Consider the following 25,404-nt stretch of genomic DNA (forward strand, 5'->3'; position numbering starts at 1 on the left):
CCGAACGGCTCTGCGATATTTCGAGCGGATTGTCCGCGCGTTCGTTTGGCACCGGCCGTCTGCCGCCCTCCTTGTTCGGAATCTCACGGATGTACGAAACGATTTCTTCGTTCCTTGACGATCTGTCCGCCGACATGTCTTACGGCGACTACGCAGGCGTCAGTGAGCGTTTCTTCTTTCCCACGATCATCTTCGTGGTCGGCAGGATCATCGCCGTCGACACGCAAGAGCAACTCGCTTCGATTGCGCTGGCGTATGGCGAAGAATTGGCGCGGGCGGGAATGCATGGCCGCAGGTTGAAGCTGAACGCGGTGTCGCTCGACCGCGAAGGCCGGCATGTGGCTCATGTCACCGCAAGCTACTTCGACGCGGCGGGCGATTCCCTGGACGAAAGCCGCTTCCGCTACTTCCTGCGCGAGGTGGAGGGACCGCTGAAGATCGAAATGATCGAGATGATCGATCTTCCGAGCCTGCTGAAAGACTTCGGCGCACCGCTTCTGGCCATCGCCCGGTAGACCGCGCAAGCCGGTCTCCCGCTGAAAAAAAGGCCGCCTCGAAGAGACGGCCAGTCAGTCAGGGAGGAAGATGAGACGCCGGACTAGGGCGCCTACATTGGAAACAATCACTCGGAATTCGGTCCGATTTATGGCGGATCATAGGTCTTTATGTGTAATGCGAAGGGTCTGTTGCCCTGCTAGTCTGAGGGTCGGAGGTGCCACACCATGACGTCTCACGACAACATCCCCGAGCTTGCCCTCGACTGGGCCGAGGCTGGCCGCAGCGTGGCGCTCGCGACCGTCGTCAGCACATGGGGATCGGCGCCGCGCCCCGTCGGATCGCAGCTCGTCATCGATGCGGACATGGAGTTCATGGGGTCCGTCTCGGGCGGTTGCGTCGAATCCGCCGTGATCTTCGAGGCGACCGAGGCGATGCGAGACGGAACCTGCCGTCTGCTCGAGTTCGGAGTGTCCGATGAAAGCGCCTTCGAGGTCGGACTTGCCTGCGGGGGCCAGATCGCCGTGCTTGTCGAGCCCGTCAGCGTCGGAGAGGGGCCCTCGGTTGAGGAGTTGCGCGCGCTCGTCTCCGCGCGGCGTGCGCGACGTCCTGTGGTCTGGGAGGTGAACCTCTCGACCTGGGAGCGCCGCCTCCTTGATCGCGACCCGTCCGACCAGACCCTCGAACAGCGCTTCCGTACCGACCGCTCGCAGCGCGAGGGGGACGTCTTCCAAGGGGTTCACAATCCCCCTCTCCGTCTCGTCATGGTGGGGGCGGTCCACATCGCGCAGCCGCTTGTCGAGATGGCCCGGATGTCCGGCTACGACGTGGTTCTGTCGGACCCCCGCGACAGCTTCGCCAGCTCGTCGCGCTTTCCCGGCGAGACTTTCCTCGACGGATGGACCGACGAGGCGCTGGCGGCATACGGGCTCGACACCCGGACCGCCGTGGTGACCCTCAGCCACGATCCCAAGATCGACACGCCCGCTCTCGAAGTCGCACTGGGATCCGAGGCGTTCTACATCGGCGCCCTGGGGTCCTCCCGCACACATGCCAAGCGGGTCGCCGCCTTGACCGAAGCCGGGTTCGACACCGAGACAATCGCCCGGATCGACGCCCCCGTGGGTCTGGACATCGGCGCCAGCTCCCCTGCCGAGATCGCCGTGTCCATCATGGCCGAAATGACCGAGCGGCTGCGGCGTCCCGAGACGCGTCCCGGGCGGCGTCCGTGAGGTTCGGCCCGGTCGACCTGCAAGACGCGGAGGGGGCAATCCTCGCTCATTCGCTGGAGGCCGACGGCAAGCGCCTGCGCAAAGGCACGGTGCTGGACGCCGACGGGGTCGAGCGCTTGCGAAAGTCCGGCTACGCTTCCGTCATTGCGGCCCGCCTCGACCCCGACGATCTGCCGGAAGACGAAGCAGCGAAGATCATCGGAACGGCACTTGCCGCCCCCGGCCTGACCCTCGGTCCCGTCTTTACCGGGCGCGTCAACCTCGAGGCCGCGGCACCGGGTGTCGTCGAAGTCGACGCCTGGGCCATTGCCGACTTCAACGCAGTCGACGAAGGGCTCACCCTGGCGACGTTGCCGGACCTGTTGCGCGTCGACGCGGGCCAGCTTGTGGCGACCGTGAAGGTGATCCCCTACTGTCTTCCCGCAGCCGTGGTCTCCGCCGGGAAGGACGCGCTCGGTCGGCAACCGATCCGGCTTCACCCCTTCGCGGGCGGGCGCGCGCAGTTGATCCTGACCCGAACCGACGGCTTCAAGGAAAGCCTGCTGAAGAAAGGCGAGGATGTCGTCCGGACTCGCGTCGAGGCCTTGAATTATAACCTCGCCGAGAGCCGCATCACCGAGCACGAGGAATCCGAAGTTGCAGCGGCACTCGATCCCTCGGCCGATCTCATTCTGATCCTCGGCGCGTCTGCGACGTCCGACCGCGCCGACGTGGCCCCCGCGGCCGTCGTGAGGGCGGGTGGCCGCATTGACCGGTTCGGTATGCCAGTCGACCCCGGGAACCTGCTTTTCCTCGGCGAGTTGAAGGGCACACCTGTCGTGGGCCTGCCGGGTTGTGCACGATCTCCGGCGTTGAACGGCGTCGACTGGGTGCTCGAACGCATCTCGGCCGGGATTCCGGTCGATGGCGACGGGATCGCGCGGATGGGGGTCGGAGGATTGCTGAAGGAAATGCCCGGACGACCGCAGCCCCGCCAGCCCAAGCGATGAATGCGCCTGTCCTGACCTTCACCGAGAGGGGCATCTACTGTCCCGCCGCTGGCGTCCATATCGATCCTTGGCGGTCGGTGGAAAAGGCCCTCATCACTCACGGACACGCTGACCACGCCCGCGACGGGATGGGCCGCTACATCGCCACCGAGACCGCGGCTCCGGTGATGCGCTATCGCCTCGGCGACATCCGCCTCGACACGGTGCGCTATGGCGAGACGTTCAGCATCGGCGAGGCTCGCTTCAGCTTTCATCCCGCGGGGCACGTTCCCGGCTCGGCGCAGATCAGGGTCGAGGTCGGCGGCGAGGTCTGGGTCGTCTCTGGCGACTACAAGGTTGTCCAGGACGGCGTGTCGGAACCCTTCGAGCCGGTCCGCTGCCACACGTTCATCTCGGAATGCACGTTTGGCTTGCCGGTCTTCACGTGGGCGGAACCCGCAGCGGTCACGGATGAGGTCAACGCCTGGTGGGCCTCGAACGCCGCCGAGGGCAGGGCGTCGATCTGTGGCGCCTACTCCTTGGGAAAGGCGCAACGCATCCTCGCGGCGCTGGACCCGTCCATCGGACCGATCCTCACGCATGGGGCGGTCGAGGGAACGACCCAGGTTCTGCGGGACCAAGGCTTCGACTTCCCCCAGACCATCCGCGTGACGCCCGAGACCAAGGCTAAGGACTACCCCGGAGCGTTCGTCCTCGCGCCGCCCTCTGCCCTCGGCTCGTCCTGGGCCGCCCGCTTTCGCCCGGCATCGACCGCCTTCGCCAGCGGCTGGATGGCACTTCGCGGTGTCCGCAGGCGTCGCGCCGCCGATCGGGGTTTCATCATGTCCGACCACGCGGACTGGGCCGGATTGAACTCAGCCATCGCAGCAACAGGGGCCGAGCGCGTCTTCGTCACCCATGGCTACACCTCGATTTTCCGGCGCTGGCTCGAGGATCAGGGTTACGAAGCCGGCATCGTTCAGACCGAGTTTGGCGGCGACGACGACGATCCAGAAGCCTGAGGCGGTTCCCAATCCTCTCCCGTCAGGTTATGTCAGGGTAAAACGGCGAGGCGGAAATGGGCACACCCAAACCTGTGGTTCTCTGCATCCTGGACGGATGGGGCCTGCGCGACGACCGTGAGGGCAACGCGCCCCTTCTCGCCCGCACGCCCGCCTACGACCGGATCATGGCGACGAGCCCTAAGGCGACACTCGTCACCTTCGGCCCTGATGTCGGCCTTCCGAAGGGCCAGATGGGCAATTCCGAGGTCGGACATACGAACATCGGCGCGGGCCGTGTGGTCGCGATGGACCTGGGTCAGATCGACCTGTCCATCGAGGACGGCAGCTTCTTCGATCGGCCGGCGCTGACGGCCTTCGCAGACACCGTGAAGGCGGCAGGCGGCACAGTCCACCTGGCTGGTCTCGCCTCGCCGGGCGGCGTGCATTCTCACCAGCGGCACATCGCGGCGGCCGCAAAGGCGATGTCCGACCGGGGCCTGCCCGTCGTGGTCCACGCCATCACCGATGGCCGCGATGTACCGCCCCGTTCTGCCGCCGGGCAATTGGCGACGCTTGAGACGGACCTGCCCGACGGTGTCCGCATCGCCACGGTGATCGGCCGGTATTTTGCGATGGACCGGGACAACCGCTGGCCGCGCGTCCAGAAGGCGTTCGACCTGATCGTCCGAGGCGAAGGCACACCGGCTCTGAACGCGCCCGACGTGGCGCGCGCCTCCTATGAGGCGGGCGTGAGTGATGAGTTCATCGAGCCGGCGGTGCTTGACGACTATCAGGGCATGAAGGACGGCGACGGGATCTTCTTCGTCAACTTCCGCGCAGATCGCGCGCGCGAGATCCTTGCGGCCATCGGCGCGCCCGATTTCACAGCCTTCGAGACGGGTCCGCGGCCCAAGCTTTCGGCAATGCTGGGGATGGCGGAGTATTCCGACCAGCACAACGCCTACATGCAGACGGTCTTTCCCAAAGAGGACATCGTCAACACGCTCGGCGCCTGGGTCGCGTCCAAGGGTCTTCGCCAGTTCCGCTTGGCCGAGACCGAGAAGTATCCTCACGTCACGTTCTTCCTGAACGGCGGCAGGGAGGATCCCGAACCCGGCGAAGATCGCGTCATGCCCAAGTCGCCGGACGTGGCGACCTACGACCTCAAGCCCGAGATGTCGGCGGATGAAGTAACTGACAGGCTGGTCGAGGCGATCCGGGCCGACTACGACCTGATCGTCGTCAACTATGCCAACCCCGACATGGTCGGTCACACGGGTGACCTCGATGCCGCCATCCACGCCTGCGAGGCGGTCGACGAAGGTCTTGCGCGCATGGTCGAGGCTCTGCAGGACGTCGGGGGCGCGCTTGTCCTGACGGCCGATCATGGCAACTGCGAAACCATGATCGACCCCGACACGGGCGGGCCGCACACGGCGCATACCACGAACCTCGTTCCCGTCGCTGTCGTCGGCTATCCGCAGGCGTCGGGACTGAACGACGGTCGTCTGGCCGACATAGCGCCCACGATCCTCGAGATGATGGGACTTCTGCAGCCCGCAGAGATGACCGGGCGGAGCCTGATCCGCCGATGAAACGGATCGCGGGTCTACTCGCTGCACTGGCAGTCGCCTGGCAACCTGCCTGGTCCGACGAGGCCGCGGATCTGGCGCGCGACGCGGCGCGCCAACTCGACGAGGCTGCCGTTCAACTGACCGAAGCGTCCGACGCCGCCGATCGGGTGGCCGCCCTGACGCGCACCGTTCGCGCCTATGAGGCAGGTCTCGGCGCCATGCGCGAGGGCCTGCGCCGGGCCGAACTACGCGAACGCGAGATTCGCACGGTCCTCGAGACGAACGAGGGCGAACTGACGACGCTGCTCTCGCTTCTGGCCACAACCTCCAGGCAGGCGCAGACCGAGACCCTGATTCATCCGGGCGGAGCTCTTCAGACGATCCGGGCCGGCACTCTCGCCGCCGCATTCGTTCCGTCTCTCAATGATCGGGTCGATACCCTCAGGGTCGATCTCACAGATCTCAAGACGCTCGTCAGTCTTCAAAGGTCGGGCATCGCAACGCTCGAGGCGGGCTCGGACGGCATCCGCACCGCACGGCTGCGTCTTTCCGAGGCCATCGCCGCCCGTGGCGACTTGCCGGATAGCGTCTCGACAGATGACGCGGCCATCGAAGCGCTCGTCAACAGCGCCGAAACGCTCGCTGCCTTCGCAGACAGCCTGATGCCCGACAAAGGCCCCGAGGGCTGGGTCACCGACGGTGCATGGTCCTTGCCGGTCACGGGCGAGGTGCTTCGCAAGTACGATGAGGCGGACGCCGCGGGAGTCCGCAGGCCCGGTTGGATTCTCTCGACGCCGGACGAAGCCCTGGTCACCGCACCCGTTCCAGCGTCGGTGCGCTTTGCCGGCGACGTTCCCGGCCAGGGCAGGGTCGCGATCCTCGAACCGAACCCCGGATCGCTCGTGATCCTTGCAGGGCTCGCAAGCACCTTCGTGCGTCGCGGGCAGACCGTTTCCATCGGCGAACCGATCGGCCTGATGGGGACGACCTCTCTCACCGCACAAGAGAAATTGAACGACGTGGGCGGATACGGTGGCGTTTTCGGAGGCGAGACGCTTTATTTGGAGATAAGACAGGGAAGGACCCCGGTAGATCCGGCGGGTATGCCCTGGACGGGCGGAGGTAAGGACTAGGCATGAAAAAGTTTCTTCTGGCATCGGTGACCGGGGTCATGTTCGGCGCGGTCATCACCACTCAGGTCGCGGGGCCCCTTCTGGCTCAGGAGGCTGACAAGAAGGCCAGCGTCTACGAGCAGCTCGACCTCTTCGGCGACATCTTCGAGCGGATCCGTTCCCAGTACGTCGAGGAAGTCGACGAAGAGGATCTGATCGAGGCGGCCATCAACGGTATGCTCACTTCGCTCGATCCGCACTCGTCGTACCTGTCGCCCGACGACGCCGCCGACATGCGCGTCCAGACGCGGGGCGAGTTCGGCGGTCTCGGCATCGAGGTCACGCAGGAAGAAGGCTTCGTCAAGGTCGTCTCTCCGATGGACGACACGCCTGCCAGCGACGCGGGAATCATCTCCGGCGACTTCATCACGCATGTGGACGGTGAAAGCGTGCTGGGTCTGACGCTCGATCAGGCCGTGGACCTCATGCGCGGGCCCGTTGGAAGCGAGATCATCATTACCATCGTGCGCGAGGGAGAAGCCGAGCCATTCGACGTCTCGCTGATCCGCGACACCATCAAGCTGACCGCCGTCCGTTCGCGCATCGAGGGCGAGACGGTCGTTCTGCGCCTCACCACCTTCTCGGACCAGACGTTCCCGACGATGCGCGACCAGCTTGCGGAAAAGGTCGAGGAACTGGGCGGGATGGAGAACGTGAACGGCTTCGTTCTCGATCTGCGGAACAACCCCGGCGGGCTTCTCACCCAGGCTGTGCGCGTCTCGGATGCCTTCCTCGACGCGGGAGAGATCGTCTCGACACGCGGCCGCGAACCTCAGGACGGCGACCGCTTCAATGCCGAGGCTGGGGATCTGGCCGAGGGCAAGCCGCTCGTCGTCCTGATCAACGGCGGATCAGCGTCGGCCTCGGAGATCGTGGCGGGCGCGCTCCAGGATCACCGGCGCGCCATCGTCATCGGCACCAAGTCGTTCGGTAAGGGCTCGGTCCAGACCGTAATGCCGCTTCGGAGCGATGGCGCGATGCGCCTGACGACCGCTCGATACTACACGCCCTCGGGCCGCTCGATCCAGGCTCTCGGCGTTTCGCCTGACATCGTCGTGCAACAGCCGCCGCCTCCGGAAACGACCGAGGACGAAGCGCCCGATCGCGGCGCCCGGTCCGAGGCTGAACTGCGCGGGTCGCTATCGAACGACAGCCTCACCGATGACGAACGCCGTCAGGTCGAGGAAGAGCGCGCCGCCGCCGACAAGGCTGCGGAACTGCGCGTCGAGGATTATCAGCTGGCCTACGCCATCGACATCCTCAAGGGCCTTGCGGCCCTCGGGCCGGAATATGCCGCCGCTCTGGCGCGCGAGGCAAATTGACGAACACGGGGAGGAGGGTCGCCTCCTCCCCGCCCTCTGGCGCGCTTGCCGGGCCAACGGACGTGCGCTAGAGCGCCATCATGTCCGCACCTTCCAAATCCCACGGCCGCCTCGCCATCAATGCCACCTCCGCGCCGCGAGACCTCATGTCCGATCGACCGCGTCTCAAGGGCGCGTGGACCGTCAAGGTCATCACCCTCGTCCCTGACGCCTTTCCCGGCATCCCTGGTCTGTCTCTAACCGGCAAGGCACTAGACCAAGGCCTTTGGGTGCTGGATCCGATCGACCTGCGCACTTTCGGCGAGGGTCGTCACCGCAACGTAGACGACACCCCGGCCGGAGGTGGGGCCGGTATGGTTCTGCGGGCCGATGTCATGGGTCGCGCGATCCGCTTCGCCATGCGCGATGCCCCGACCGACAGGGCGCGGTGGCCTCTCGTCTATCTCAGCCCGCGCGGCCGGCCGTTCGACCAGGCGACCGCGCGCCGCTTCGCCGTGACGGAAGGCCTGACCCTGATCTGCGGCCGGTTCGAAGGGCTCGATGAACGCGTGATCGAGCACTTCGGGATCGAGGAGATCTCGCTTGGCGACTTCGTGATGACCGGAGGCGAGATCGCCGCCGAGGCGGTTATCGACGCGACCGTGCGCCTTCTTCCAGGCGTTCTCGGGAATTCGGCCTCGACCGAGGAGGAAAGCTTCTCGGACGGGCTTCTGGAGCATCCCCAGTACACGCGGCCCTCCGAATGGGAAGGGCGGACGATTCCCGAGGTGCTGACCTCCGGCGACCACGCGGCCGTCGCCCGCTGGCGCCGTGAGGAGGCCCTGCGCCTGACCCGGGAACGTCGTCCTGACCTGATCGTGCGTCGCGAGGCCGAGCGCGGCTGACCTTTCCACTTGATCCGCCGCGCCGCCGACCCTATACGGCGCGAGTTCGCGGCTGAATCGGCCAGTGGACCTGTGGCCTGTGGAGTCACGACAAGCGAACGGGGACCCGAACCCTCCGAAGGCCGCCATGACCGGCCCTCACAACAGATCGGAGCTCTGGGGCGCAACAACTTCCGGGACATACCCGGAGCGTAGATAGGAGTTGGTCAGATGAACCTGATCGCACAACTGGAAGCCGAGCAGGTTGCGGCCCTCGGCAAAGAGATCCCGGATTTCAAGCCGGGCGACACCCTGCGTGTCGGTTACAAGGTGACGGAGGGCACGCGTGCGCGCGTGCAGAACTACGAAGGCGTCTGCATCAGCCGCAAGAATGGCAAGGGCATCGCCGGATCGTTCACCGTCCGCAAGATTTCCTTCGGCGAGGGCGTCGAGCGGGTCTTCCCGCTGCACTCGACCAACATCGACAGCATCACCGTCGTGCGCCGCGGCCGTGTCCGTCGCGCCAAGCTGTATTACCTCCGCACGCGCCGCGGCAAGTCGGCCCGGATCGCCGAGGTCACCAACTACAAGCCGCTCGACGGCGCCGAGGCCTGAGGAGCGGATCCATGAAAAAAGACATTCATCCCGATTACCACAACATCGACGTCAAGCTCGTCAGCGGCGAAGTCGTCAAGATGCGCTCGACCTGGGGCTCGGAAGGCGACCAGCTGTCGCTCGACATCGACCCCTCGGTCCACCCCGCCTGGACCGGCGGCGGCACCCGCCTTATGGACACCGGTGGGCGCGTGTCGAAGTTCAAGAAGAAGTACGAGGGTCTCGGTTTCTGAACCGGCACTGCCCGAGAGACACATCAACGCCGCCCGAGAGGGCGGCGTCTTTCGTTCAGGCCGAGGAAACCGAAGCACGTCCCGGCTCGTAGATAGGTAGGGAGAAAAAAAGATGCGCACCCTCGTCACGCTTATCGCCACTTTGATCGTCACACCTCTTGCTGCAGAAACCTTCGTCTTCGACAGCATCGACGGTGGCACATACGACACCGCCGAATGGGCGGGTCGCCCCATGCTGGTCGTCAACACCGCGTCGCTGTGCGGGTTCACGCCCCAGTATGCGGGGTTGCAGGAGGTCTATGATCGCTACAAGGACGACGGTCTGGTCGTGCTTGCGATCCCCTCCGACGACTTCAGGCAGGAGTTGTCTTCGGAGTCCGAGGTGAAGGACTTCTGCGAGTTGAACTTCGACCTCGATTTTCCGATGACCACGATCAGCCATGTCAGGGGAAGCGATATGCATCCCTTCTATCGCCACGTGGAGGAACAGACCGGGTTCGTTCCCTCATGGAACTTCAACAAGGTGCTTGTTGGTCCCGACGGCAGAATACTGGGCACCTGGGGATCGATCGAGAAGCCCGGCTCTCGCGCGATCACCACCGCCATCGAGAGCGCGCTCGGCGGCTGAGATTGTCGCTGGCCTCCAAACGGCGTGGCGTTATCTTGCGCGTGCATTATGATTTCTGCACAAGCGAAAGGATCGTCCAATGTCGTTGTCCGGCAAGACCGCCGTCATCACGGGTTCCAACTCCGGCATCGGCCTCGGCATTGCTCGGGCCCTTGCGGAACAAGGGGCGAGCGTCGTTCTGAACTCTTTCACCGACCGGGATGAGGATCATGCGCTGGCCGCCGAAATCTCGAGGGACCACGGCGTCGAGGTCCGGTACATCGCCGCCGACATGGCGGACGGCCAGGCCTGCCGCGATCTGATCCGCCAGTCGGGCGCATGCGACATCCTAGTGAACAACGCCGGCATTCAGGTCGTCTCTCCGATAGATGAGTTTCCAGTGGATGCCTGGAACCGGGTCATTGCGATCAACATGAACTCGGCCTTCCACACCACGGCTGCGGCCCTTCCCCTGATGCGCAAGGCGGGATGGGGCCGGGTCGTCAACGTGGCTTCGGCTCATGGCCTGAGGGCGAGCCCGTTCAAATCGGCATACGTCACAGCCAAGCATGGCGTGGTGGGTATGACGAAGGTGGTGGCGCTGGAAACGGCTCGCGAGGCGATCACGGCAAACGCCATATGTCCCGGCTACGTCCTGACACCCCTCGTCGAAGCGCAGATCCCGGACACGGCTCGCGAGTATGGGATCAGCGAAGATGAGGCGATCGAGAAGGTTATCCTGCTCAAGCAGCCTTCGAAGGAATTCGTGACAGTCGAGCAGATCGCGGGGATCGCGCTGTTCCTCTGCTCGGATGCGGCAGCGCAGGTGACGGGAACGACGATCTCCGCTGACGGCGGCTGGACCTCCCAGTAGCCGGAAACAAAAACGGCGGCCCGTGTGGGGCCGCCGTCCGCGAGCGAGGTATCGACCTTCGCTCAGAACACTTCGCCAGACGTGCCGCCGTCATCGGCCGTCGCGATCGCGACGATGATGGCAAGCAGCAGGAGTGGAATGATGAAACCGCCGGAAGAAGACGATTCTTCGGCGATCACTTCGGGTTCCATCACGGGCTCCGCCATTCCGCCAGCGAAGACCGGTGCCGCGGCGACCGAGAAGCACATGGCTACGATCAGGGCTGTGGACTTGAATTTCACTTTACCGTCTCTCTTTGCTACGCCGCCGGCCTTCTTTGACCGATCGGACATGTTACCCCATACCGACGCTCGCCCCTTGAGACGGGCGCTTCCTGAAGCCTCCGACGGGGCAGCCGGTGCTTCGGCATCGCGTGACAGGCCAAGGCGCTGCCGGACAGGACTGCGCCTGCACGCCAATCGAATGACAATGCGGATGAGCAGCCCCCAAGCGCAAGTATAGAGCGGTTTCCTGCTGGCGCTACAAGACCTCGGGGGAGCGTGGCATTTCCGCTACGACATGCGGCAAGAATGCTTCGGTATGGGTCAGGACGACCCGGCGCGCGCCGCCGGCGGTCGGACTTCACCGATCGGAGTGGGCCTCGATAGGGTGCTGTCCGGGTAGACGAGACCGGCGGAAATCACGAGCTTCGCTGCATCCTCGACCGTCATGTCGAGCTCGATCAGATCGCGCCGCGGCACGAAGAGAAGGAAGCCCGAGGTCGGGTTTGGCGTGGTCGGCAGAAAGACGGTCGCCACGTCGTCTTCACTGGGCAGTCGGCGCAGGATCTCGCCTTTTGCCGAGGTGGAGATGAAGCCGATGGCCCAGATGCCCGGGCGCGGATACTCCACGAGGCAGCACTTGTCGAACGACGTCTCGGACTGGGCGAAGACGGTTTCGGCGATCTGCTTGAGACCCTTGTAGACCGATCGCACGACGGGAAGGTTCTGGACCAGGCTTTCGGCCCACCTGATGAGAGACTTGCCGATGATGCCCTTCGCCATCCACCCGATCACGATCGTGAAGATGAGGAAGACGAAGACTCCGACGCCCCGGATGTTCAGGCCGACGTACTGGTCCGGCCGCAGCCAGACGGGAACGAAGGGAAGGACCCAACTGTCGACCCAACCCGCCATGGTCCAGATCAGCCAGAGCGTCAGACCGATCGGAGCGATCACGACGAGTCCCGTGAGGAACGAATTCCTCAGCCATCCGAAGATGGTGCGGCGCCGGCGCGTCACCTCGTCGTCGAATCCCTTGCTCATGCCTCGGTCCAAGATGGTACGGGCCACCCTAGGCGGCGACGCAGTCTGTCACAACGGCTAGTGTCGAAATCCTTCGTTTCTGTCGAGCCGGACAAGCTCGGCAGCGATCCGGGCGGCGCAGCGTGCGTTGTTCAGCACAAGCGCAATGTTCGCGTCGAGCGAACGGCCGGATGTCAGTTCGAAGATGCGCTGCAGGAGAAAGGGCGTGACCGCCTTCGCGGAAATCCTTCGGTCGCCGGCTTCCCGCATTGCCTGCGCGATGACCGGCTGCAGATCGGCGGCGGCGATCTCGGCATCGACGGGGATGGGGTTGGCGATCAGGTGACCGCCGGCCAAACCGAGAGTTCGACGGGCGACGATGGCCCGCGCGACGTCCAAGGCCGACTCCATTCTCAAAGGCGAAGGCAGACCTGAAGAGCGCGACCAGAAGGCGGGAAAGTCGTCCTGGCCCAGGGTGATGACCGGGACGCCGAGCGTTTCGAGCACCTCCAGCGTCTTCGGGATGTCGAGGATCGCCTTCGCACCTGCGGCAATCACCGCGACGGGGGTCATCGACAGTTCGCGCAAGTCGGCCGAGATGTCGAACGTCGTCTCGGCGCCCATGTGGACACCGCCGATACCGCCCGTCGCAAAAACCTCGATGCCTGCAAGATGAGCCGCGATCATCGTGGCGGCGACCGTCGTGGCGCCGGGACGCCCTGAGGCAACACCTGCGGCAAGGTCCGCCCGGGACAGCTTCGCCACGTCTTTCTCTTGCGCAAGGCGGTCGAGATCGGTGTCACCCAGACCCACCTTCAGAACGCCGTCGAGAATGGCGATCGTGGCAGGCACCGCCCCTGCATCCCGGACAGCGGTCTCTACAGCGCGCGCGGTCTCGACGTTGCGGGGGAAAGGCATTCCGTGCGTGATTATGGTCGATTCGAGAGCGACGACCGGTCGTTTGTCCTTCAGCGCTTGCGCAACCTCGGGATCGATATCCAGGAAATCGGTCATGTGGCAACATCTCCGGCGACATGCGCGGCCGCGGCGGCCAGAGCCGTGGCAAGCGCGGTCTCTCCCGTTTCACCGCGTGCCTCGGCGGCGATATGAGCGGCCATGAATGTATCGCCGGCGCCCGTCACGCGCGTGACGAGGACCTGCGGAGGTTCCGCGGTCAGAACGCTGTCGGATGTGGCAAGCGCGGCGGTGCGCCCTCCATCCGTCACCAGAGCCCGCGCCGCGCCCCTGTCGAGAAGCCCTGAAGCCGCCGAGGGCGCGTCCTCGAAGCTTCGGTGACAGAGAAGGCCCGCCTCCTCGAGATTGACGTAGAGCGTCACCGCCGGCACCGGCAGAAGCGGCAGCAACCGTTCAGCCTTGCCGGGCGATGCGGGAGCGACGCGCAGGTCGCAACGGGCGAAAAGGGGGCTTTCCGCAATCTCGGCCAGTAGAGCCTCGGTCAAGTTGCCGTCCAGCGCCACCGGTCCGGTATATGGCTCTGCTGCCGAACCCAGTCGTCCGTCCGAAAGCGGGCGCAAGATCTTGTCTCCGGCAGCCTCAAGCGAGTGAGCGTCCGCAATCGCCGCAATCAGGCCGTTCGCGCCCTCGACGGCCATGTAGATGTCCGTGGGCAGATCCTCCGAGCGATAGAGGTGGTCCGTCACCAGTCCCAGCCGTTCGGCTGCGGCGACCAACTCGTCCCCCGCTTCGTCGCGTCCGACGGCAGTCAGGAGCAGGGGCCGCATCCCGAACCTGCGCAGCGTCATCGCCACGTTCATCGCGACGCCGCCCGGCAACCGCGTGATCCTGCCGGGAACGTCCGAGCCCAGCCGCATCACGGCGCCGGATCGTCCGATCACGTCCCAGAGGACCGAACCGATGCAAAGAATTTCGCCGCCCATCATGTGCGCGGGTTTGGCGCGAAGGCGGCACCGAGGCAAGCGTGCTTCGGCGTCATTCGGCAATCCCTGTCTCTGCACGCCACGCCGCCCAGTCCTCTGGCGTGTCGAGATCGCGCACGGCCCGGTCGTCGGGAAAGCGGACGAACTCAACCGCCTCGCCCGCCAGCGCTTGGCGACCTCCGTCGTCTCCCGCGAGGTCAAGAAACCGACGTGCGACACGGTGCGGCAGGAAGAGAGGCGTGCCCGGCCGAGCGTCGAGAACCGTGCCGCCCCGAACGACGCGGTCCCCGTCGAAGGACCTGAAGCGTTGGAGAACCTCGATCAGCTCTCCCGCGCCGATCCCTGGCACGTCAGGTAGAAGCACCGCCAGCGCCTGTCCGTCCACGAGAAGCCCCGCCGCCCGCCGAAGCGAAGCAGACATCCCTTCCTTGTGGTCGGGCACATCGACGATCGCCACCGGGACGTCCCCAAGACAGGCGCGGCGGGCCGACGGGCCGGGCGGCAGCGTCACGGCCACGGCGCATCCCGTCGCCGTCGCTGCAACCGCCTGCCGGCGAAGCAGCGCCTCGCCCTCGATCGTTTCCAGAAGCTTGTCACCGCCCCGCATCCGTGCCGAGGCGCCCGCGGCAGGTATGACGACGAGAGGGCTCACCGTTCCGGGATCAGGCCGCGTGGACTGAACCGAAGGACCAGCAGAAGGATGATGCCCATGGTCAGAAGCCGCATGTGCGCCGCGCTGTCGATCAGATGCGCCTTGAGCGGCGACCCGTCGGCCATCCCCGCCGTCACACCCTGTAGGAGGATCAGGCCGAAGGGTTCGACCATGATCCACAGATACCAGATCAGAAGCCCGCCCAGGACCGCGCCGAAGTTGTTGCCCGATCCGCCCACGATGACCATCACCCAGATCAGGAAGGTGAAGCGCAGGGGTTGGTAGGTGCCGGGTGTCAGCTGGCCGTCGAGCGTCGCCATCATTGCGCCGGCAAGCCCGCAGACCGCCGAACCAAGGACGAAGACCTGCAGGTGCCGTGCAGTGACGTCCTTGCCCATAGCCTCGGCCGCGACCTCGTTGTCGCGGATCGCCCGCATCATCCGGCCCCAGGGCGAATGGAGCGCGGACTGTGCGAGCCAAAGGAGGAACAGGAGGACGGAAAGGAAGAGGCTCATATAGAGGAGCTTGACCATGATCGAGGAGGCGGTGACCGGGTCGAAGCCCCAGGCGTTGACCCTCTCGACGAAGGACGGATCCTGCTGAAGGTTGATCTCGTAGGGCACGGGACGAGGGATGCCGATGACGTTCTTCACGCCGCGGGCCAGCCAGTCTTCGTTCTTCATCATCGCGATGATGATCTCGGCGATGCCGAGCGTCGCGATGGCGAGGTAGTCCGACCGTAGGCCGAGCGCGGTCTTGCCCACGGCCCAGGCCGCACCCGCAGCCAGCAGGGCGCCGACAGGCCAGGCCAACAGCACAGGCAGCCCGAGCCCACCCAGATAGCCGGTCGACGCCGGGTTCACCGACTCGACCGCCGCCACGCCGGGGTCGAAGACCTCGCGGAAGACGAAAAAGCCCGCAATCAGGATCGCGACCATGACCAGCGCGCGGAGCGCGCCTGCCGGCAATCTCTTCCAGGCGAGCGCCGCCGCGACGATGGTGGCAAGCCCGAGGGCGAGGCCTCCCACGATCCGCAGTCCTCCAGCCGCCCAGGCCTCGTTGACCGGGGGCATGGACACCACAACCGCGCCGAGCCCGCCCAAGGCCACGAAGCCCATTATGCCGACGTTGAAGAGGCCGGCGTACCCCCACTGCATGTTGACCCCAAGCGCCATGATCGCCGAGACGAGGCCCATGTTCAGGATGCCGAGCGCGACGTTCCAGCTTTGCGTGACTCCCGTCGCCGCGATCAGGATGAAGACGCCGAGGAAGAGAAGAGCATCGCGGGATGTCAGGCTCATACCGATTTCCCCTTGAAGAGACCCGTCGGGCGGAACAGCAGCACGATCACGAGGATCGCAAACGACACCGCGAACTTGTAGTCCGTCGAGAGCAGTTGAACGAGGCCTTCAGGCTCCCACCACGGCACGACGTACCCCACGACCTTCTTCCAGGCGTAGGTGATCGTAACTTCCGAAAAGGCGATGACGAACCCGCCGGCAATGGCTCCCAGAGGACTGCCGAGGCCGCCCACGATGGCGGCGGCGAAGATCGGTAGCAAGAGCTGGAAATAGGTGAAGGGCTTGAAGCCCTTGTCGAGGCCGTAGAGAGCGCCGGCGATAGTGGCCAGCGCCGCGACGATGATCCAGGTGATTCTCACGACGCGCTCGGGGTCGATACCTGACAGAAGTGCGAGATCCTCGTTGTCGGAGAATGCACGCATGGACTTGCCGGTCCGCGTCCGGTTCAGGAACCAGAACAGCGCGACGACCACGATGATGGCGACGACGACGGTCAGCATCGCGGTCGACTTGACCGCCAGACCTTCCTGTAGCCCTGTCATCTCCTTGAAGTCACGGGCCGAGATGAGGAAGCGGGCGCCATCGTCGAACTGTTGGTCGTCGACGCCGATGATGAAGCGCACGAGGCCGTTCGTGATGAACATGACGCCCATGCTGACGATAACGAGGATGACGGGCGCCGCCTTTTGCTCCCTGTAGAACCTGTAGACCAGTCGATCCGTGACCAGGACCAGAAGCGCGGTAAACGCGATCCCGAAGGGCAGGGCCAGGAGGGCCGTCGGCAGGGGCCCGAGCGATACGCCCAGGCCCTGAAGCCACCATGTCACGAGGATGGTCGCCATGGCGCCGAACGCCATGGTGTCGCCGTGCGCAAAGTTCGAGAACCTCAGGATGCCATAGATCAGCGTAACCCCGAGGGCGCCGAGCGCAAGCTGGCTGCCGTAGGCCACGGCAGGCACAATGACGAAGTTCAGAAGCGCGACGAGCGCGTTCAGCAGGTCCATGTCACTCCTCGTCCGCGGGTCCGGCCCGCGCTTGTCGTCCTGTCGCGGTCAGAGCCTCAGCCATCTCCGCAGATAGCGGTCATAGCCCCGGCAGTCACCCGTCCGAGTGGCATCGCCACTCGATGCCTTCAGGCTCAGGGCTGCGCGCCCGTCGTCCCTCAATCCGATCGCAAGAGTCGAACCGCCGGTACTGGTTCGGATCATCACGTCCCGTTCGTCGGTACCGCTGATCGGCTGGACCGAGGCGGCCATCGTATAGACGCCGTTCATCTCCATCTGCACCCGGAAAAGTCCGGGGCGATCCCGCAGCGAGGGCTGTGGCGCCACGCTGACCAGGATTGCCTGTTCGGTATCGGTATTGCCCGGAAACTCGCACTGTATTGCCTCCGGTTGCCCCGCCTGTAAGGGCCCTGTCAAAAGCATAAGAACCAATGCATTCAGCATTGTCCGTACTCCCAATTTGCGCGGCCGTCCCGTGCCGCGGTCCCAATTGTCCGGCCGGCCACTTTTGGGTCCGGTCCGGTGCTCGACGTGCCCGGGTTCTCCCGGGTCTCCCTGACTCCCGGGCGTCAGCCGCCCAGGAACGACTGGCGGACCTCGGGGTCCGCCAGAAGTGCCTTGCCGGTGTCGGTGAAGGCATTCGCCCCCTGCACCAGCACATATCCCTTGTCCGCGATGGCGAGCGCCTGGCGCGCGTTCTGCTCGACCATGAGGATCGAGATCCCGCTCCGCGCCACTTCGATGATGCGGTCGAATAATTCGTCCATGACGATCGGGCTTACCCCTGCCGTCGGTTCGTCCAGCATCAGGACACGAGGACGCGTCATCAGCGCGCGTCCGACAGCGACCTGCTGACGCTGACCGCCGGAAAGCTCTCCCGCCGCCTGACGCCGCTTTTCCTTCAGGATCGGAAACAGGTCATAGACCTGAGCCATCGTGCCCCGAATATCATCGCGCCGAAGGAAGGCGCCCATCTCGAGGTTCTCCTCGACCGTCATCGACGTGAAGATGTTCGACGTCTGCGGCACGAAGGCCATGCCTTTCGCGACCCGGTCCTGCGGGCTGAGATGAGTTATGTCCTCGCCATCCAGCCGCACCGAGCCTTCGCGCAGGTTCAGCATCCCGAAGACCGCCTTCATCGCCGTCGACTTGCCGGCACCGTTCGGTCCCACGATCACAGCGATCTGACCCTCGTCGACGGCGATGGTGCAGACGTGCAGGATGTCGGCGCCCCGGCCATACCCTCCCGTCATCTGCTCTCCGATCAGGAAGGGGAGGCTCATGCGCCGCGCTCCAGCCATGTGAGCGATCCCGGCGCCATGCCCTTGAACTTCGGCGCATCCGCAAGCGGTGCCACCAGAAGAGCCGTCCCGTCCGGCAACTGTCGCTTGATCGAGTGGTAGAGCTTCGAGCGCGTGCGCGTCGTTCGGATGAGGAGAAGATTGGGCTTGAGCGAATGGTTCGGCTCGTCGAGCGTCACGTCGACAGCATTTGCACCGTGCCAGACCAGGAAAAGATCCCGTGCGACCGTCACGCGGACACCCCGGCCGCGTCCTTGTTCTTCAGTCCGGTGCCAAGATAGGCCTCGATGACCTGCTCATTGGACTTGATCTGGTCGATGGTGCCTTCCGCCAGGACGCGACCTTCGGCCATCACAATGACCGGATCGCAGAGGCGCGCGATGAAATCCATGTCGTGTTCGATCACGCAGAATGTGTATCCGCGCTCGCGATTCAGCCGCACGATGGCGTCGCCGATGGTATTCAGAAGCGTCCGGTTCACGCCTGCGCCGACCTCGTCGAGGAAGACGATCTTCGCGTCGACCATCATGGTCCGACCAAGCTCCAGAAGCTTCTTCTGTCCGCCGGACAGGTTGCCGGCCTTCTCGTCCTTCAGATGGTCGATGGTCAGAAATTCCAGCACCTCGTCGGCCTTGGCCTGTAGTTCGCGCTCTTCCTCGAGGATGCGTTGGCGTCCGATCCAGGCGTTCCAGATCGTCTCGCCGGACTGGCCCCCGGGAACCATCATCAGATTCTCGCGGACGGTCATGGACGAGAATTCGTGTGCGATCTGGAAGGTGCGCAAAAGTCCGCGATGAAAGAGATCGTGCGGCGGCAGACCGGTGATGTCCTCGCCTGCCATGAAGACGCGCCCCGATGTGGGCGGAAGCCGCCCCGCGATGACATTGAAGAGGGTGGTCTTGCCCGCGCCGTTCGGACCGATCAGGCCGGTGATGGACCCCTGTGCGATCTCCAGAGACGCGCCGTCCACGGCATGGAAGCCGCCGAAGTGCTTGTGGAGGTTCTCGACCCGGATCATCCCCGTCCCATGTCCTGCCCCGATGGTGCCCGGCCCGGGGTCGTTGCCCCGGGCCGGATCGTGTTGTCAGCGATACTGGGCGGTGACTTCCTTGCCGCCTTCGTACTTGATCTCGCGATAGTTGCCGGCGCTTTCGCCCGGACCGATCAGCTCGACGGCAGAGGCCCCGACGTAATCGATGTCGCCACCCTCTGCGAGGATCTGAAGACCCTTCGCAAGTTCGCCCGGAAAGATCTCTTCTCCGGGAGCGTTCGCGACGTCCATCACCTTTGCCTTGAGGTCGGCCGAGTTCGACGACCCGGCGGCCTGCATCGCCAGCATGATGAGTGCTGCCGCGTCATAGCTTTCGGGCGAGAACGGACCGGTCGGGTTGAAGCTGTCGCCGACCATGTCGATGTACATCTGCGAGCCGGGGCTGTCGGTGCCCGGAACGTCGGCGGTCGAACCGTCGAGCTCGGCGCCGAAGCGGTCGACCAGAGCCTGACCCGTCATCCCGTCCGGGAAGTGGAAGACGTCGAACGCGCCGGCGTCGATGGCCGCGCGAGTGACGCCCGAACCGCCGCCGTCGACATAGCCCGCGACGACGAGGATGTCACCGCCGGCAGCCGCAAGGGCGCCGACCTCGGCCGCATAGTCCGCCTTCTGGTCCTCGTGCGCGGCGTTGATCGTGATCTCGCCGCCAGCCTCCTTGAAGGACGCCTCGAAAGCATCCGCCAGACCCTTGCCGTAGTCGTTGTTGACGTAGGACACCGCAGCGCTCTTGTAGCCGAGGTCGGTGAGAATGTCGCTGATGACCTGGCCCTGGCGTGCATCGGACGGCGCCGTGCGGAAGAACAGGTCGTTGTCTTCGGCGGTGGAGAGGCCCGGCGAGGTAGCGGAGGGCGAGATCATCACGATCCCGTTCGGCACGGCCACGTTCGACAGGATCGCGCCGGTGACGCCGGAGCAGTCTGCGCCGACGAGCGCACTGACCCGGTCCGACGTGATCAGCCGCTCGGCCGCGGACGTCGCGGCGGCGGCGTCGATGCAGGTCGAGTCCGCGCGGATGGGCGTAACGGTGGACCCGTCGAGCAGCGCGCCCGAGTCAGTCACTTCCTTCATCGCAAGTTCCGCGCCGGACGCCATGTCGGGCGTGATGGATTCGAGCGGGCCCGTGAAGCCGAGGATGATACCCAGCTTTATGTCCTCGGCCTGGGCCGCGCCCGCGCAGAGCGCTGTCGCCGCCGTAGCCAGAAGAAACTTTTTCATATTGTTAACTCCCTGTTGGACCACATGTCCTGGCAGGCAGCCTAGAACGGGGAATTTCGATTGAAAAGCCCGGCGTTGAGGCAGTCGAGTGGGGCAAACGCTATTCCATGAGGCCTTCCGGAGGATCGGCCACCAGCCGTCCGGCGCCCAGATCGACGGTCGGCACCACCTCGCGCGTGAACGGCAGAAGAACGGGCGCCTTCTGTCCGGGTACCTGGATCTCAAGAAGGTCGCCCGCGCCGTGGTTCAGAACGGCGCGCACGCGGCCGATTTCGACTCCGCCCGTGTCGAACACGGCAAGGTCGATGAGGTCGGCGTGGTAGAATTCGTCGTCCGGCAGGGCGGGAAGCCTGTCTCGGGGGGCGTAGAGACGGACACCGCGCAGGGTGTCTGCCGCCTCTTTCGTCGTCACGCCGGTCAGCCTGGCCGCGAAGCCACCCTTCACGGGACGGGCGAGGGTGACAGCCCAGGACGCTTTGCCGTCCTCGGACGACAGCGGTCCATAGGTCGCGATAGCCTCGGGCTCGGCGCAGAAGCTCTTGAGCCTCACCTCGCCGCGAACGCCGAAGGAGCCGGCTATCGCGCCCACGCAAACCGTCTCGCTCATCTCGTGGCCTCGCGCCCTTCGTCGGGCGTCAATGTCCCAAGGGCAAGGCGCGACGGGCGGGCGACCGCCGCCCGTCCGCCACGGAAGCCAAGGATGAGATTGCCTGCCATCGAAGGGAGCGGATTACTCCGCCGTCTCCTCGGCTGCGGCTTCTTCTGCCGGGGCAGCGGATGCCTCGGCGGCGGCTGCGGCCTTGCTGGCTCGCTCGTCGGCGCGCTCCTGCGCCTTCTTGCCCGGCTTCGCCTTGTCGGGGTTGCTGCGGGTCTTTTTCTCAATAACGCCAGCGGCTTCCAGGAAGCGTGCGACGCGATCGGTCGGCTGGGCGCCTTCGCTCAGCCAATGCTTCACGCGCTCGACGTCCATCTTGATGCGGTCCTCGGAGTCCTTCGGGAGGAGCGGGTTGTAGGTGCCGAGCTTCTCGAGGAAGCGGCCGTCGCGCGGCATCCGGCTGTCGGTGGCGACGATGCGGTAGAACGGGCGCTTCTTCGAGCCGCCGCGGGCAAGGCGTATTTTCATGGCCATGGTCTGTGTTCCTCTTCTTCTATTTCTGATGTTGAAGGTGATGCTGGATGACTTCCTGAATGACGAAGTTCAGGAATTTCTTGGCGAATTCCGGGTCGAGGTCCGCTTCCTTCGAGAGCCACTCGAGACGTTCGATCTGCTGGGCTTCGCGGTTCTTGTCGGCGGCCGGCAGCTTGTGCTCGGCCTTCAGCCGTCCGACCGCCTGCGTGTGCTTGAAGCGCTCGGCCAGCGTGTAGACGAGGATCGCGTCCAGCCGGTCGATGCTGGCGCGGTGGCCGGACAGGAGTTCGGCGGCGCGGGTGGCGTTGTCGGTCATGGAAGGGTCCTCGAAGGGCGAAAACGGCCGTCGGTATCACGTCGGTATTGCGTCGGTATCGCGTCGGTGCGGATTTCGGTCATGTCCGCGCCCCGGGGTTCCGGTGACGGAAGACGCGGACATCGGCGTCGTCCCAGTCCGCGGGCGTCTCGTCGGCGGCGCCGAGGCGCCGCGCCAGGGCCAGCGAGCGAGCGTTCGTCGTGGCGATGTAGCTGTCGAGCGAGGCGAGGCGAAGCTCGCGGAAGGCCCAGTCCCGGACGGCGACGGCGGCCTCGAAGGCGTAGCCCTGCCCCTCGGCGGTCGCGAGGAACAGGAACCCGAGTTCGACGTCCCGGTCGCCGGGTTCGAGGCCAAGGAGGACGAAGCCCAGAAGGTCGCCTGTTGCGCGCTCCTCGACCGACCAGCCTCCGTGTCCGTGGAGCATCCAGGAGGACGAGAGCGATATGAAGTCGAACCACGCGGCTTCGTCGTCCATCGGCCCGCCGATGTGGCGGCCGCGTTCGGAGCCCACGATCCGGAGGTAGGCGTCGAAGTCTTCGAGGCGCGGGGCGCGGAGGCGTGTCCGCTCGGTCTCGAGGTGCGGCACGCAGGCCGCGAACGTCGCGGCGATCGCCTCGGCGGGGCCGGGGGTGGCGGAGAGGTGGCGGGCCGTCATGCTGCCGCTCCCTTTCCGGAGCCGATCTCGTCAGGAGCAAGATGGACCCAGATGTCGAGAACCCCATACTCCGCGTGGTCGTGGGTGCCGTCCTTGCGACAGCCCATTCGTTCGGCCAGACGGGCCGACCTGAGGTTGTCGGGGCGGATCAGGCTGACGACACGCGTCCAGCCGAGCACATCGTAGGCAAAGCTGCGAGACGCCTCGGCCGCTTCGCGCGCGATGCCGCGGCCTTCCGCAGCCTCGTAGACCGTCCAGCCGATCTCAGGCTCGGGCCAGTCGAGCGGATGATAGAGACCGACGATGCCGAAAGGCTCGTCCGTCGCGCGGTCGGCGACCATCCAGCGGCCGTAGCCGCGCAGGTGCCACTGGCCGACGACGCTTTCGAGGTGATGGAAGCTGGAGACCGCGTCGAACGGACCGCCGACGATGCGCGCCCCGTCGGACGCACGGAAGGCCAGATGTGCGTCGAGATCGGACGCCTTCGGCAGCCGCAGACGCAGACGCTCGGTTTCGAGTTCGGGAATGTGGAAGCCGACGCTCATGCCGCACCCGGAACAGGATGACGGAACACCAGCGCGGCGGGCAAATCGGCCTCGCGGCGCATGGGCGGTGTGGCGTCGTCGTCGCGCTGCGCACCCAGCCGCCGGGCCAGGGCGATGGATCGCGCATTGCGCGGGTCGATGTAGCTGACGACCGTGTCCCAGCCGAGGACGCGATAGGCGTGATCGACGCAGGCCCGAGCGGCCTCGTGCGCGATGCCCTTTCCCTCGCAGTCCGGATCCAGAACCAGCCAACCGACCTCGCGTTCCGGCCAGTCGACGGGCTGCCAATGCCCGACCATCGCTATCGCCGTCTCGCTGCCCTTCGGAACGGCCGAAAACATGCCGAAGCCGCGGAGGGCCCAGTGGCCAAGTTCGGTGGCGAAGAAGTTCCAGGCCGCCCGTGGCGTCAAGGGACCGCCCACATGGGTCGAGCGCTCGGACCCGTAGAACGCGACGAAGTTGTCGGCGTCCGCCAGAACAGGCGCACGAAGCGTCAGGCGCTCGGTCTCGAGGACAGGGGTATCGGCCAGGTGCGGGGTCACTTCTTCTTCCCGAACCCTGCGAGGCCAGGAGGCAGTTGCGCGCCGCCGCCGAGGCCGGGAAAGCCGCCGGGCATCCCACCAAGCTGCTTCTGCGCCGCTTCGATCTCGGCCTGGCTCGGCATCCCGCCGCCGCCACCTGCGCCGCCCTTGCCCATGAGGCCGCCGAGTTGGCGCATCATGCCCTTCTTCCCCATCTTGCCGACCTTCTTCATCATGTCCGCCATCTGGCGGTGCATCTTGAGAAGCTTGTTCAGGTCAGCGACGTCCATACCGGCACCGGCAGCGATCCGCTTCTTGCGGCTGGCCTGGAGGATCTGGGGGTTGGCGCGTTCCTTCTTGGTCATCGAGTCGATCAGGGCGATCTGCTGGCGCAGGATCTTGTCGTCGAACCCGGACTCGTTCATCTGGGCCTTCATCTTGCCCATGCCGGGGAGCATTCCCATGATGCCCTCCATGCCGCCCATCTTCAGCATCTGGTCGAGCTGACCCTTCAGGTCGTTCATGTTGAAGAGGCCCTTCTGGAACCGCTTCATCATGCGCTCGGCCTGCTCGGCCTCGAAGGTCTCCTGCGCCTTTTCGACCAGGGCCACGATGTCGCCCATGCCGAGGATTCGGCCTGCGATGCGCTCGGGCTCGAAGGTCTCGATGGCGTCCATCTTCTCGCCCAGACCGACGAAGCGGATGGGTTTGCCGGTGATGGCGCGCATCGACAGCGCCGCGCCGCCGCGCCCGTCGCCGTCCATCCGGGTCAACACGACGCCGGTCACGCCGATCTTGTCGTCGAATTCGGTCGCGACGTTGACCGCGTCCTGGCCGGTCAGTCCGTCGACGACGAGAAGTGTCTCGCGCGGGTTGGCCACGTCGCGGACGGCGGCGGCCTGGGCGATAAGTTCCTCGTCGATGTGCAGCCGACCCGCGGTGTCGAGCATGTAGACGTCGTAGCCGCCGAGCGACGCCTGCGTCTTGGCGCGGCGGGCGATCTGGACCGGGTCCTCGCCCTTGACGATGGGGAGGGTATCGACGCCGATCTGCGCGCCGAGGATGGCAAGCTGTTCCATCGCGGCGGGGCGGTTGGTGTCGAGCGAGGCCATGAGGACGCGCTTGCCCTCACGGTCCTTGAGCCGCTTGGCGAGCTTCGCCGTCGTCGTCGTCTTGCCCGAGCCCTGGAGGCCGACCATCAGGATCGGGGCGGGCGGGTTGTCGATCTTGAGGACGCCGGGGTCGGTGTCGCCCTTGAGGATATGGACCAGTTCGTCGTGGACGATCTTGACGACCTGCTGGCCCGGCGTGACGGAACGGGTGACGGACTGCCCGGTCGCCTTTTCCTGCACGGCGGCCACGAAATCGCGGGCGACGGGCAGCGAGACGTCGGCCTCGAGCAGCGCCACGCGGACCTCGCGAAGTGCGGCCTTCACGTCGTCGTCGGACAGCGCGCCCTGTTTGGTCAGCCGGTCGAAGACGCCTGAAAGGCGATCTGACAGGTTCTCGAACATCGCTCGGCTCCTCTGCCTCGTTGATCCCTGGCCCGGAGATAGGTCCGGACCGCCAAAACG

General features: G+C 65.5%; 31 protein-coding genes. 12 read left to right on the forward strand and 19 right to left on the reverse strand.

Annotated features, from left to right (window positions below):
• Nucleotides 1-89: 89 nt before the first annotated feature.
• From EF888_RS02550 to EF888_RS02605, 12 genes are all read left to right on the forward strand, one after another.
• On the forward strand, nt 90-515 hold the full coding sequence (locus tag EF888_RS02550; protein WP_109757305.1) for a hypothetical protein: 426 nt from the start codon (nt 90-92) through the stop codon (nt 513-515).
• Nucleotides 516-722: 207 nt separating this feature from the next.
• Nucleotides 723-1,727 carry an XdhC family protein gene (locus EF888_RS02555; protein WP_109757306.1) on the forward strand — a complete coding sequence of 335 codons (1,005 nt, stop codon included), beginning with the start codon at nt 723-725 and terminating at the stop codon, nt 1,725-1,727.
• The gene (locus EF888_RS02560; protein WP_109757307.1) at nt 1,724-2,716 is read left to right on the forward strand and encodes a molybdopterin-binding protein; all 993 of its coding nucleotides are present in this window, start codon (nt 1,724-1,726) and stop codon (nt 2,714-2,716) included. The genes EF888_RS02555 and EF888_RS02560 overlap by 4 nt, the downstream gene beginning before the upstream one ends.
• Entirely contained in the window at nt 2,713-3,717 is a 1,005-nt protein-coding gene (locus EF888_RS02565; RefSeq protein WP_109757308.1) for a ligase-associated DNA damage response exonuclease, read from the forward strand. Before EF888_RS02560 ends, EF888_RS02565 begins: the two co-directional genes overlap by 4 nt.
• A 56-nt stretch (nt 3,718-3,773) precedes the next feature.
• Nucleotides 3,774-5,294 (forward strand): 2,3-bisphosphoglycerate-independent phosphoglycerate mutase, encoded by a 1,521-nt coding sequence (gpmI, locus tag EF888_RS02570; protein WP_109757309.1) that lies wholly within the window; start codon nt 3,774-3,776, stop codon nt 5,292-5,294.
• Entirely contained in the window at nt 5,291-6,406 is a 1,116-nt protein-coding gene (locus EF888_RS02575) for a murein hydrolase activator EnvC family protein (RefSeq protein ID WP_109757310.1), read from the forward strand. The genes gpmI and EF888_RS02575 overlap by 4 nt, the downstream gene beginning before the upstream one ends.
• Before the next feature lie 2 nt (nt 6,407-6,408).
• Nucleotides 6,409-7,767: a S41 family peptidase gene (locus EF888_RS02580; RefSeq protein WP_109757311.1), complete on the forward strand. Its 1,359-nt coding sequence runs from the start codon at nt 6,409-6,411 to the stop codon at nt 7,765-7,767.
• Between the two features lie 80 nt (nt 7,768-7,847).
• Complete coding sequence (gene trmD / locus EF888_RS02585; RefSeq protein ID WP_109757312.1) at nt 7,848-8,651, forward strand: tRNA (guanosine(37)-N1)-methyltransferase TrmD; 804 nt, start codon at nt 7,848-7,850, stop codon at nt 8,649-8,651.
• A gap of 210 nt (nt 8,652-8,861) precedes the next feature.
• Entirely contained in the window at nt 8,862-9,245 is a 384-nt protein-coding gene (gene rplS / locus EF888_RS02590) for a 50S ribosomal protein L19 (RefSeq protein WP_109757313.1), read from the forward strand.
• Nucleotides 9,246-9,256: 11 nt separating this feature from the next.
• Nucleotides 9,257-9,478 (forward strand): 50S ribosomal protein L31, encoded by a 222-nt coding sequence (gene rpmE / locus EF888_RS02595; RefSeq protein WP_109757314.1) that lies wholly within the window; start codon nt 9,257-9,259, stop codon nt 9,476-9,478.
• Nucleotides 9,479-9,590: 112 nt separating this feature from the next.
• Nucleotides 9,591-10,106 (forward strand): glutathione peroxidase, encoded by a 516-nt coding sequence (locus EF888_RS02600; protein WP_109757315.1) that lies wholly within the window; start codon nt 9,591-9,593, stop codon nt 10,104-10,106.
• Nucleotides 10,107-10,185: 79 nt separating this feature from the next.
• On the forward strand, nt 10,186-10,959 hold the full coding sequence (locus tag EF888_RS02605) for a 3-hydroxybutyrate dehydrogenase (protein ID WP_109757316.1): 774 nt from the start codon (nt 10,186-10,188) through the stop codon (nt 10,957-10,959).
• A 62-nt stretch (nt 10,960-11,021) separates the two neighbouring features.
• Here EF888_RS02605 and EF888_RS02610 read toward each other — a convergent pair whose 3' ends face one another.
• From EF888_RS02610 to ffh, 19 genes are all read right to left on the reverse strand, one after another.
• Nucleotides 11,022-11,240, reverse strand: a complete 219-nt coding sequence (locus tag EF888_RS02610) for a hypothetical protein (protein ID WP_338143047.1) — start codon at nt 11,238-11,240, stop codon at nt 11,022-11,024.
• 303 nt (nt 11,241-11,543) lie between these two features.
• Nucleotides 11,544-12,263 (reverse strand): DUF502 domain-containing protein, encoded by a 720-nt coding sequence (locus EF888_RS02615; RefSeq protein WP_109757317.1) that lies wholly within the window; start codon nt 12,261-12,263, stop codon nt 11,544-11,546.
• 57 nt (nt 12,264-12,320) lie between these two features.
• Nucleotides 12,321-13,256, reverse strand: a complete 936-nt coding sequence (locus tag EF888_RS02620) for a pseudouridine-5'-phosphate glycosidase (protein ID WP_109757318.1) — start codon at nt 13,254-13,256, stop codon at nt 12,321-12,323.
• Nucleotides 13,253-14,143 (reverse strand): PfkB family carbohydrate kinase, encoded by an 891-nt coding sequence (locus EF888_RS02625; protein ID WP_109757920.1) that lies wholly within the window; start codon nt 14,141-14,143, stop codon nt 13,253-13,255. Before EF888_RS02625 ends, EF888_RS02620 begins: the two co-directional genes overlap by 4 nt.
• Before the next feature lie 49 nt (nt 14,144-14,192).
• On the reverse strand, nt 14,193-14,792 hold the full coding sequence (locus EF888_RS02630) for a nucleotidyltransferase family protein (RefSeq protein ID WP_109757319.1): 600 nt from the start codon (nt 14,790-14,792) through the stop codon (nt 14,193-14,195).
• Nucleotides 14,789-16,093, reverse strand: a complete 1,305-nt coding sequence (locus EF888_RS02635) for a branched-chain amino acid ABC transporter permease (protein ID WP_109757320.1) — start codon at nt 16,091-16,093, stop codon at nt 14,789-14,791. The genes EF888_RS02630 and EF888_RS02635 overlap by 4 nt, the downstream gene beginning before the upstream one ends.
• Complete coding sequence (locus EF888_RS02640) at nt 16,090-17,097, reverse strand: branched-chain amino acid ABC transporter permease (protein WP_109757321.1); 1,008 nt, start codon at nt 17,095-17,097, stop codon at nt 16,090-16,092. Before EF888_RS02640 ends, EF888_RS02635 begins: the two co-directional genes overlap by 4 nt.
• A gap of 48 nt (nt 17,098-17,145) precedes the next feature.
• Complete coding sequence (locus EF888_RS02645) at nt 17,146-17,424, reverse strand: hypothetical protein (RefSeq protein WP_164721557.1); 279 nt, start codon at nt 17,422-17,424, stop codon at nt 17,146-17,148.
• A 242-nt stretch (nt 17,425-17,666) separates the two neighbouring features.
• On the reverse strand, nt 17,667-18,380 hold the full coding sequence (locus EF888_RS02650; RefSeq protein ID WP_109757921.1) for an ABC transporter ATP-binding protein: 714 nt from the start codon (nt 18,378-18,380) through the stop codon (nt 17,667-17,669).
• Entirely contained in the window at nt 18,377-18,631 is a 255-nt protein-coding gene (locus EF888_RS02655) for a hypothetical protein (protein WP_109757323.1), read from the reverse strand. Before EF888_RS02655 ends, EF888_RS02650 begins: the two co-directional genes overlap by 4 nt.
• Nucleotides 18,628-19,416 carry an ABC transporter ATP-binding protein gene (locus tag EF888_RS02660; protein WP_109757324.1) on the reverse strand — a complete coding sequence of 263 codons (789 nt, stop codon included), beginning with the start codon at nt 19,414-19,416 and terminating at the stop codon, nt 18,628-18,630. The genes EF888_RS02655 and EF888_RS02660 overlap by 4 nt, the downstream gene beginning before the upstream one ends.
• A gap of 66 nt (nt 19,417-19,482) precedes the next feature.
• Nucleotides 19,483-20,664: an ABC transporter substrate-binding protein gene (locus EF888_RS02665; RefSeq protein WP_109757325.1), complete on the reverse strand. Its 1,182-nt coding sequence runs from the start codon at nt 20,662-20,664 to the stop codon at nt 19,483-19,485.
• Between the two features lie 100 nt (nt 20,665-20,764).
• A complete protein-coding gene (rimM, locus tag EF888_RS02670; RefSeq protein ID WP_109757326.1) occupies nt 20,765-21,271 on the reverse strand; it encodes a ribosome maturation factor RimM in 507 nt (168 codons plus the stop codon).
• A 123-nt stretch (nt 21,272-21,394) separates the two neighbouring features.
• Nucleotides 21,395-21,793, reverse strand: a complete 399-nt coding sequence (rpsP, locus tag EF888_RS02675) for a 30S ribosomal protein S16 (protein WP_109757327.1) — start codon at nt 21,791-21,793, stop codon at nt 21,395-21,397.
• Between the two features lie 19 nt (nt 21,794-21,812).
• Nucleotides 21,813-22,109: a chorismate mutase gene (locus tag EF888_RS02680; protein WP_109757328.1), complete on the reverse strand. Its 297-nt coding sequence runs from the start codon at nt 22,107-22,109 to the stop codon at nt 21,813-21,815.
• 79 nt (nt 22,110-22,188) lie between these two features.
• Complete coding sequence (locus EF888_RS02685; RefSeq protein WP_109757329.1) at nt 22,189-22,764, reverse strand: GNAT family N-acetyltransferase; 576 nt, start codon at nt 22,762-22,764, stop codon at nt 22,189-22,191.
• Nucleotides 22,761-23,309 (reverse strand): GNAT family N-acetyltransferase, encoded by a 549-nt coding sequence (locus tag EF888_RS02690; RefSeq protein WP_109757330.1) that lies wholly within the window; start codon nt 23,307-23,309, stop codon nt 22,761-22,763. The genes EF888_RS02685 and EF888_RS02690 overlap by 4 nt, the downstream gene beginning before the upstream one ends.
• On the reverse strand, nt 23,306-23,851 hold the full coding sequence (locus EF888_RS02695; protein WP_241239777.1) for a GNAT family N-acetyltransferase: 546 nt from the start codon (nt 23,849-23,851) through the stop codon (nt 23,306-23,308). Before EF888_RS02695 ends, EF888_RS02690 begins: the two co-directional genes overlap by 4 nt.
• Entirely contained in the window at nt 23,848-25,344 is a 1,497-nt protein-coding gene (ffh, locus tag EF888_RS02700) for a signal recognition particle protein (RefSeq protein WP_109757331.1), read from the reverse strand. Before ffh ends, EF888_RS02695 begins: the two co-directional genes overlap by 4 nt.
• Nucleotides 25,345-25,404 lie beyond the last annotated feature (60 nt).

Source organism: Silicimonas algicola, from assembly GCF_003970735.1.
Taxonomy (GTDB): Bacteria; Pseudomonadota; Alphaproteobacteria; order Rhodobacterales; family Rhodobacteraceae; genus Silicimonas; species Silicimonas algicola.

Coding starts and splice junctions, on each gene's coding strand:
- EF888_RS02600 (WP_109757315.1), top strand. CDS start 9,591: ATGCGCACCCTCGTCACGCTTATCGCCACTTTGATCGTCACACCTCTT.
- EF888_RS02555 (WP_109757306.1), top strand. CDS start 723: ATGACGTCTCACGACAACATCCCCGAGCTTGCCCTCGACTGGGCCGAG.
- gpmI (WP_109757309.1), top strand. CDS start 3,774: ATGGGCACACCCAAACCTGTGGTTCTCTGCATCCTGGACGGATGGGGC.
- EF888_RS02665 (WP_109757325.1), bottom strand. CDS start 20,664: ATGAAAAAGTTTCTTCTGGCTACGGCGGCGACAGCGCTCTGCGCGGGC.
- EF888_RS02575 (WP_109757310.1), top strand. CDS start 5,291: ATGAAACGGATCGCGGGTCTACTCGCTGCACTGGCAGTCGCCTGGCAA.
- EF888_RS02685 (WP_109757329.1), bottom strand. CDS start 22,764: ATGACGGCCCGCCACCTCTCCGCCACCCCCGGCCCCGCCGAGGCGATC.
- EF888_RS02660 (WP_109757324.1), bottom strand. CDS start 19,416: ATGATCCGGGTCGAGAACCTCCACAAGCACTTCGGCGGCTTCCATGCC.
- EF888_RS02605 (WP_109757316.1), top strand. CDS start 10,186: ATGTCGTTGTCCGGCAAGACCGCCGTCATCACGGGTTCCAACTCCGGC.
- trmD (WP_109757312.1), top strand. CDS start 7,848: ATGTCCGCACCTTCCAAATCCCACGGCCGCCTCGCCATCAATGCCACC.
- EF888_RS02615 (WP_109757317.1), bottom strand. CDS start 12,263: ATGAGCAAGGGATTCGACGACGAGGTGACGCGCCGGCGCCGCACCATC.
- rpsP (WP_109757327.1), bottom strand. CDS start 21,793: ATGGCCATGAAAATACGCCTTGCCCGCGGCGGCTCGAAGAAGCGCCCG.
- EF888_RS02620 (WP_109757318.1), bottom strand. CDS start 13,256: ATGACCGATTTCCTGGATATCGATCCCGAGGTTGCGCAAGCGCTGAAG.
- EF888_RS02565 (WP_109757308.1), top strand. CDS start 2,713: ATGAATGCGCCTGTCCTGACCTTCACCGAGAGGGGCATCTACTGTCCC.
- rimM (WP_109757326.1), bottom strand. CDS start 21,271: ATGAGCGAGACGGTTTGCGTGGGCGCGATAGCCGGCTCCTTCGGCGTT.
- EF888_RS02625 (WP_109757920.1), bottom strand. CDS start 14,143: ATGATGGGCGGCGAAATTCTTTGCATCGGTTCGGTCCTCTGGGACGTG.
- EF888_RS02650 (WP_109757921.1), bottom strand. CDS start 18,380: ATGAGCCTCCCCTTCCTGATCGGAGAGCAGATGACGGGAGGGTATGGC.
- EF888_RS02680 (WP_109757328.1), bottom strand. CDS start 22,109: ATGACCGACAACGCCACCCGCGCCGCCGAACTCCTGTCCGGCCACCGC.
- EF888_RS02635 (WP_109757320.1), bottom strand. CDS start 16,093: ATGAGCCTGACATCCCGCGATGCTCTTCTCTTCCTCGGCGTCTTCATC.
- EF888_RS02690 (WP_109757330.1), bottom strand. CDS start 23,309: ATGAGCGTCGGCTTCCACATTCCCGAACTCGAAACCGAGCGTCTGCGT.
- EF888_RS02640 (WP_109757321.1), bottom strand. CDS start 17,097: ATGGACCTGCTGAACGCGCTCGTCGCGCTTCTGAACTTCGTCATTGTG.
- EF888_RS02580 (WP_109757311.1), top strand. CDS start 6,409: ATGAAAAAGTTTCTTCTGGCATCGGTGACCGGGGTCATGTTCGGCGCG.
- rplS (WP_109757313.1), top strand. CDS start 8,862: ATGAACCTGATCGCACAACTGGAAGCCGAGCAGGTTGCGGCCCTCGGC.
- EF888_RS02550 (WP_109757305.1), top strand. CDS start 90: ATGTACGAAACGATTTCTTCGTTCCTTGACGATCTGTCCGCCGACATG.
- rpmE (WP_109757314.1), top strand. CDS start 9,257: ATGAAAAAAGACATTCATCCCGATTACCACAACATCGACGTCAAGCTC.
- ffh (WP_109757331.1), bottom strand. CDS start 25,344: ATGTTCGAGAACCTGTCAGATCGCCTTTCAGGCGTCTTCGACCGGCTG.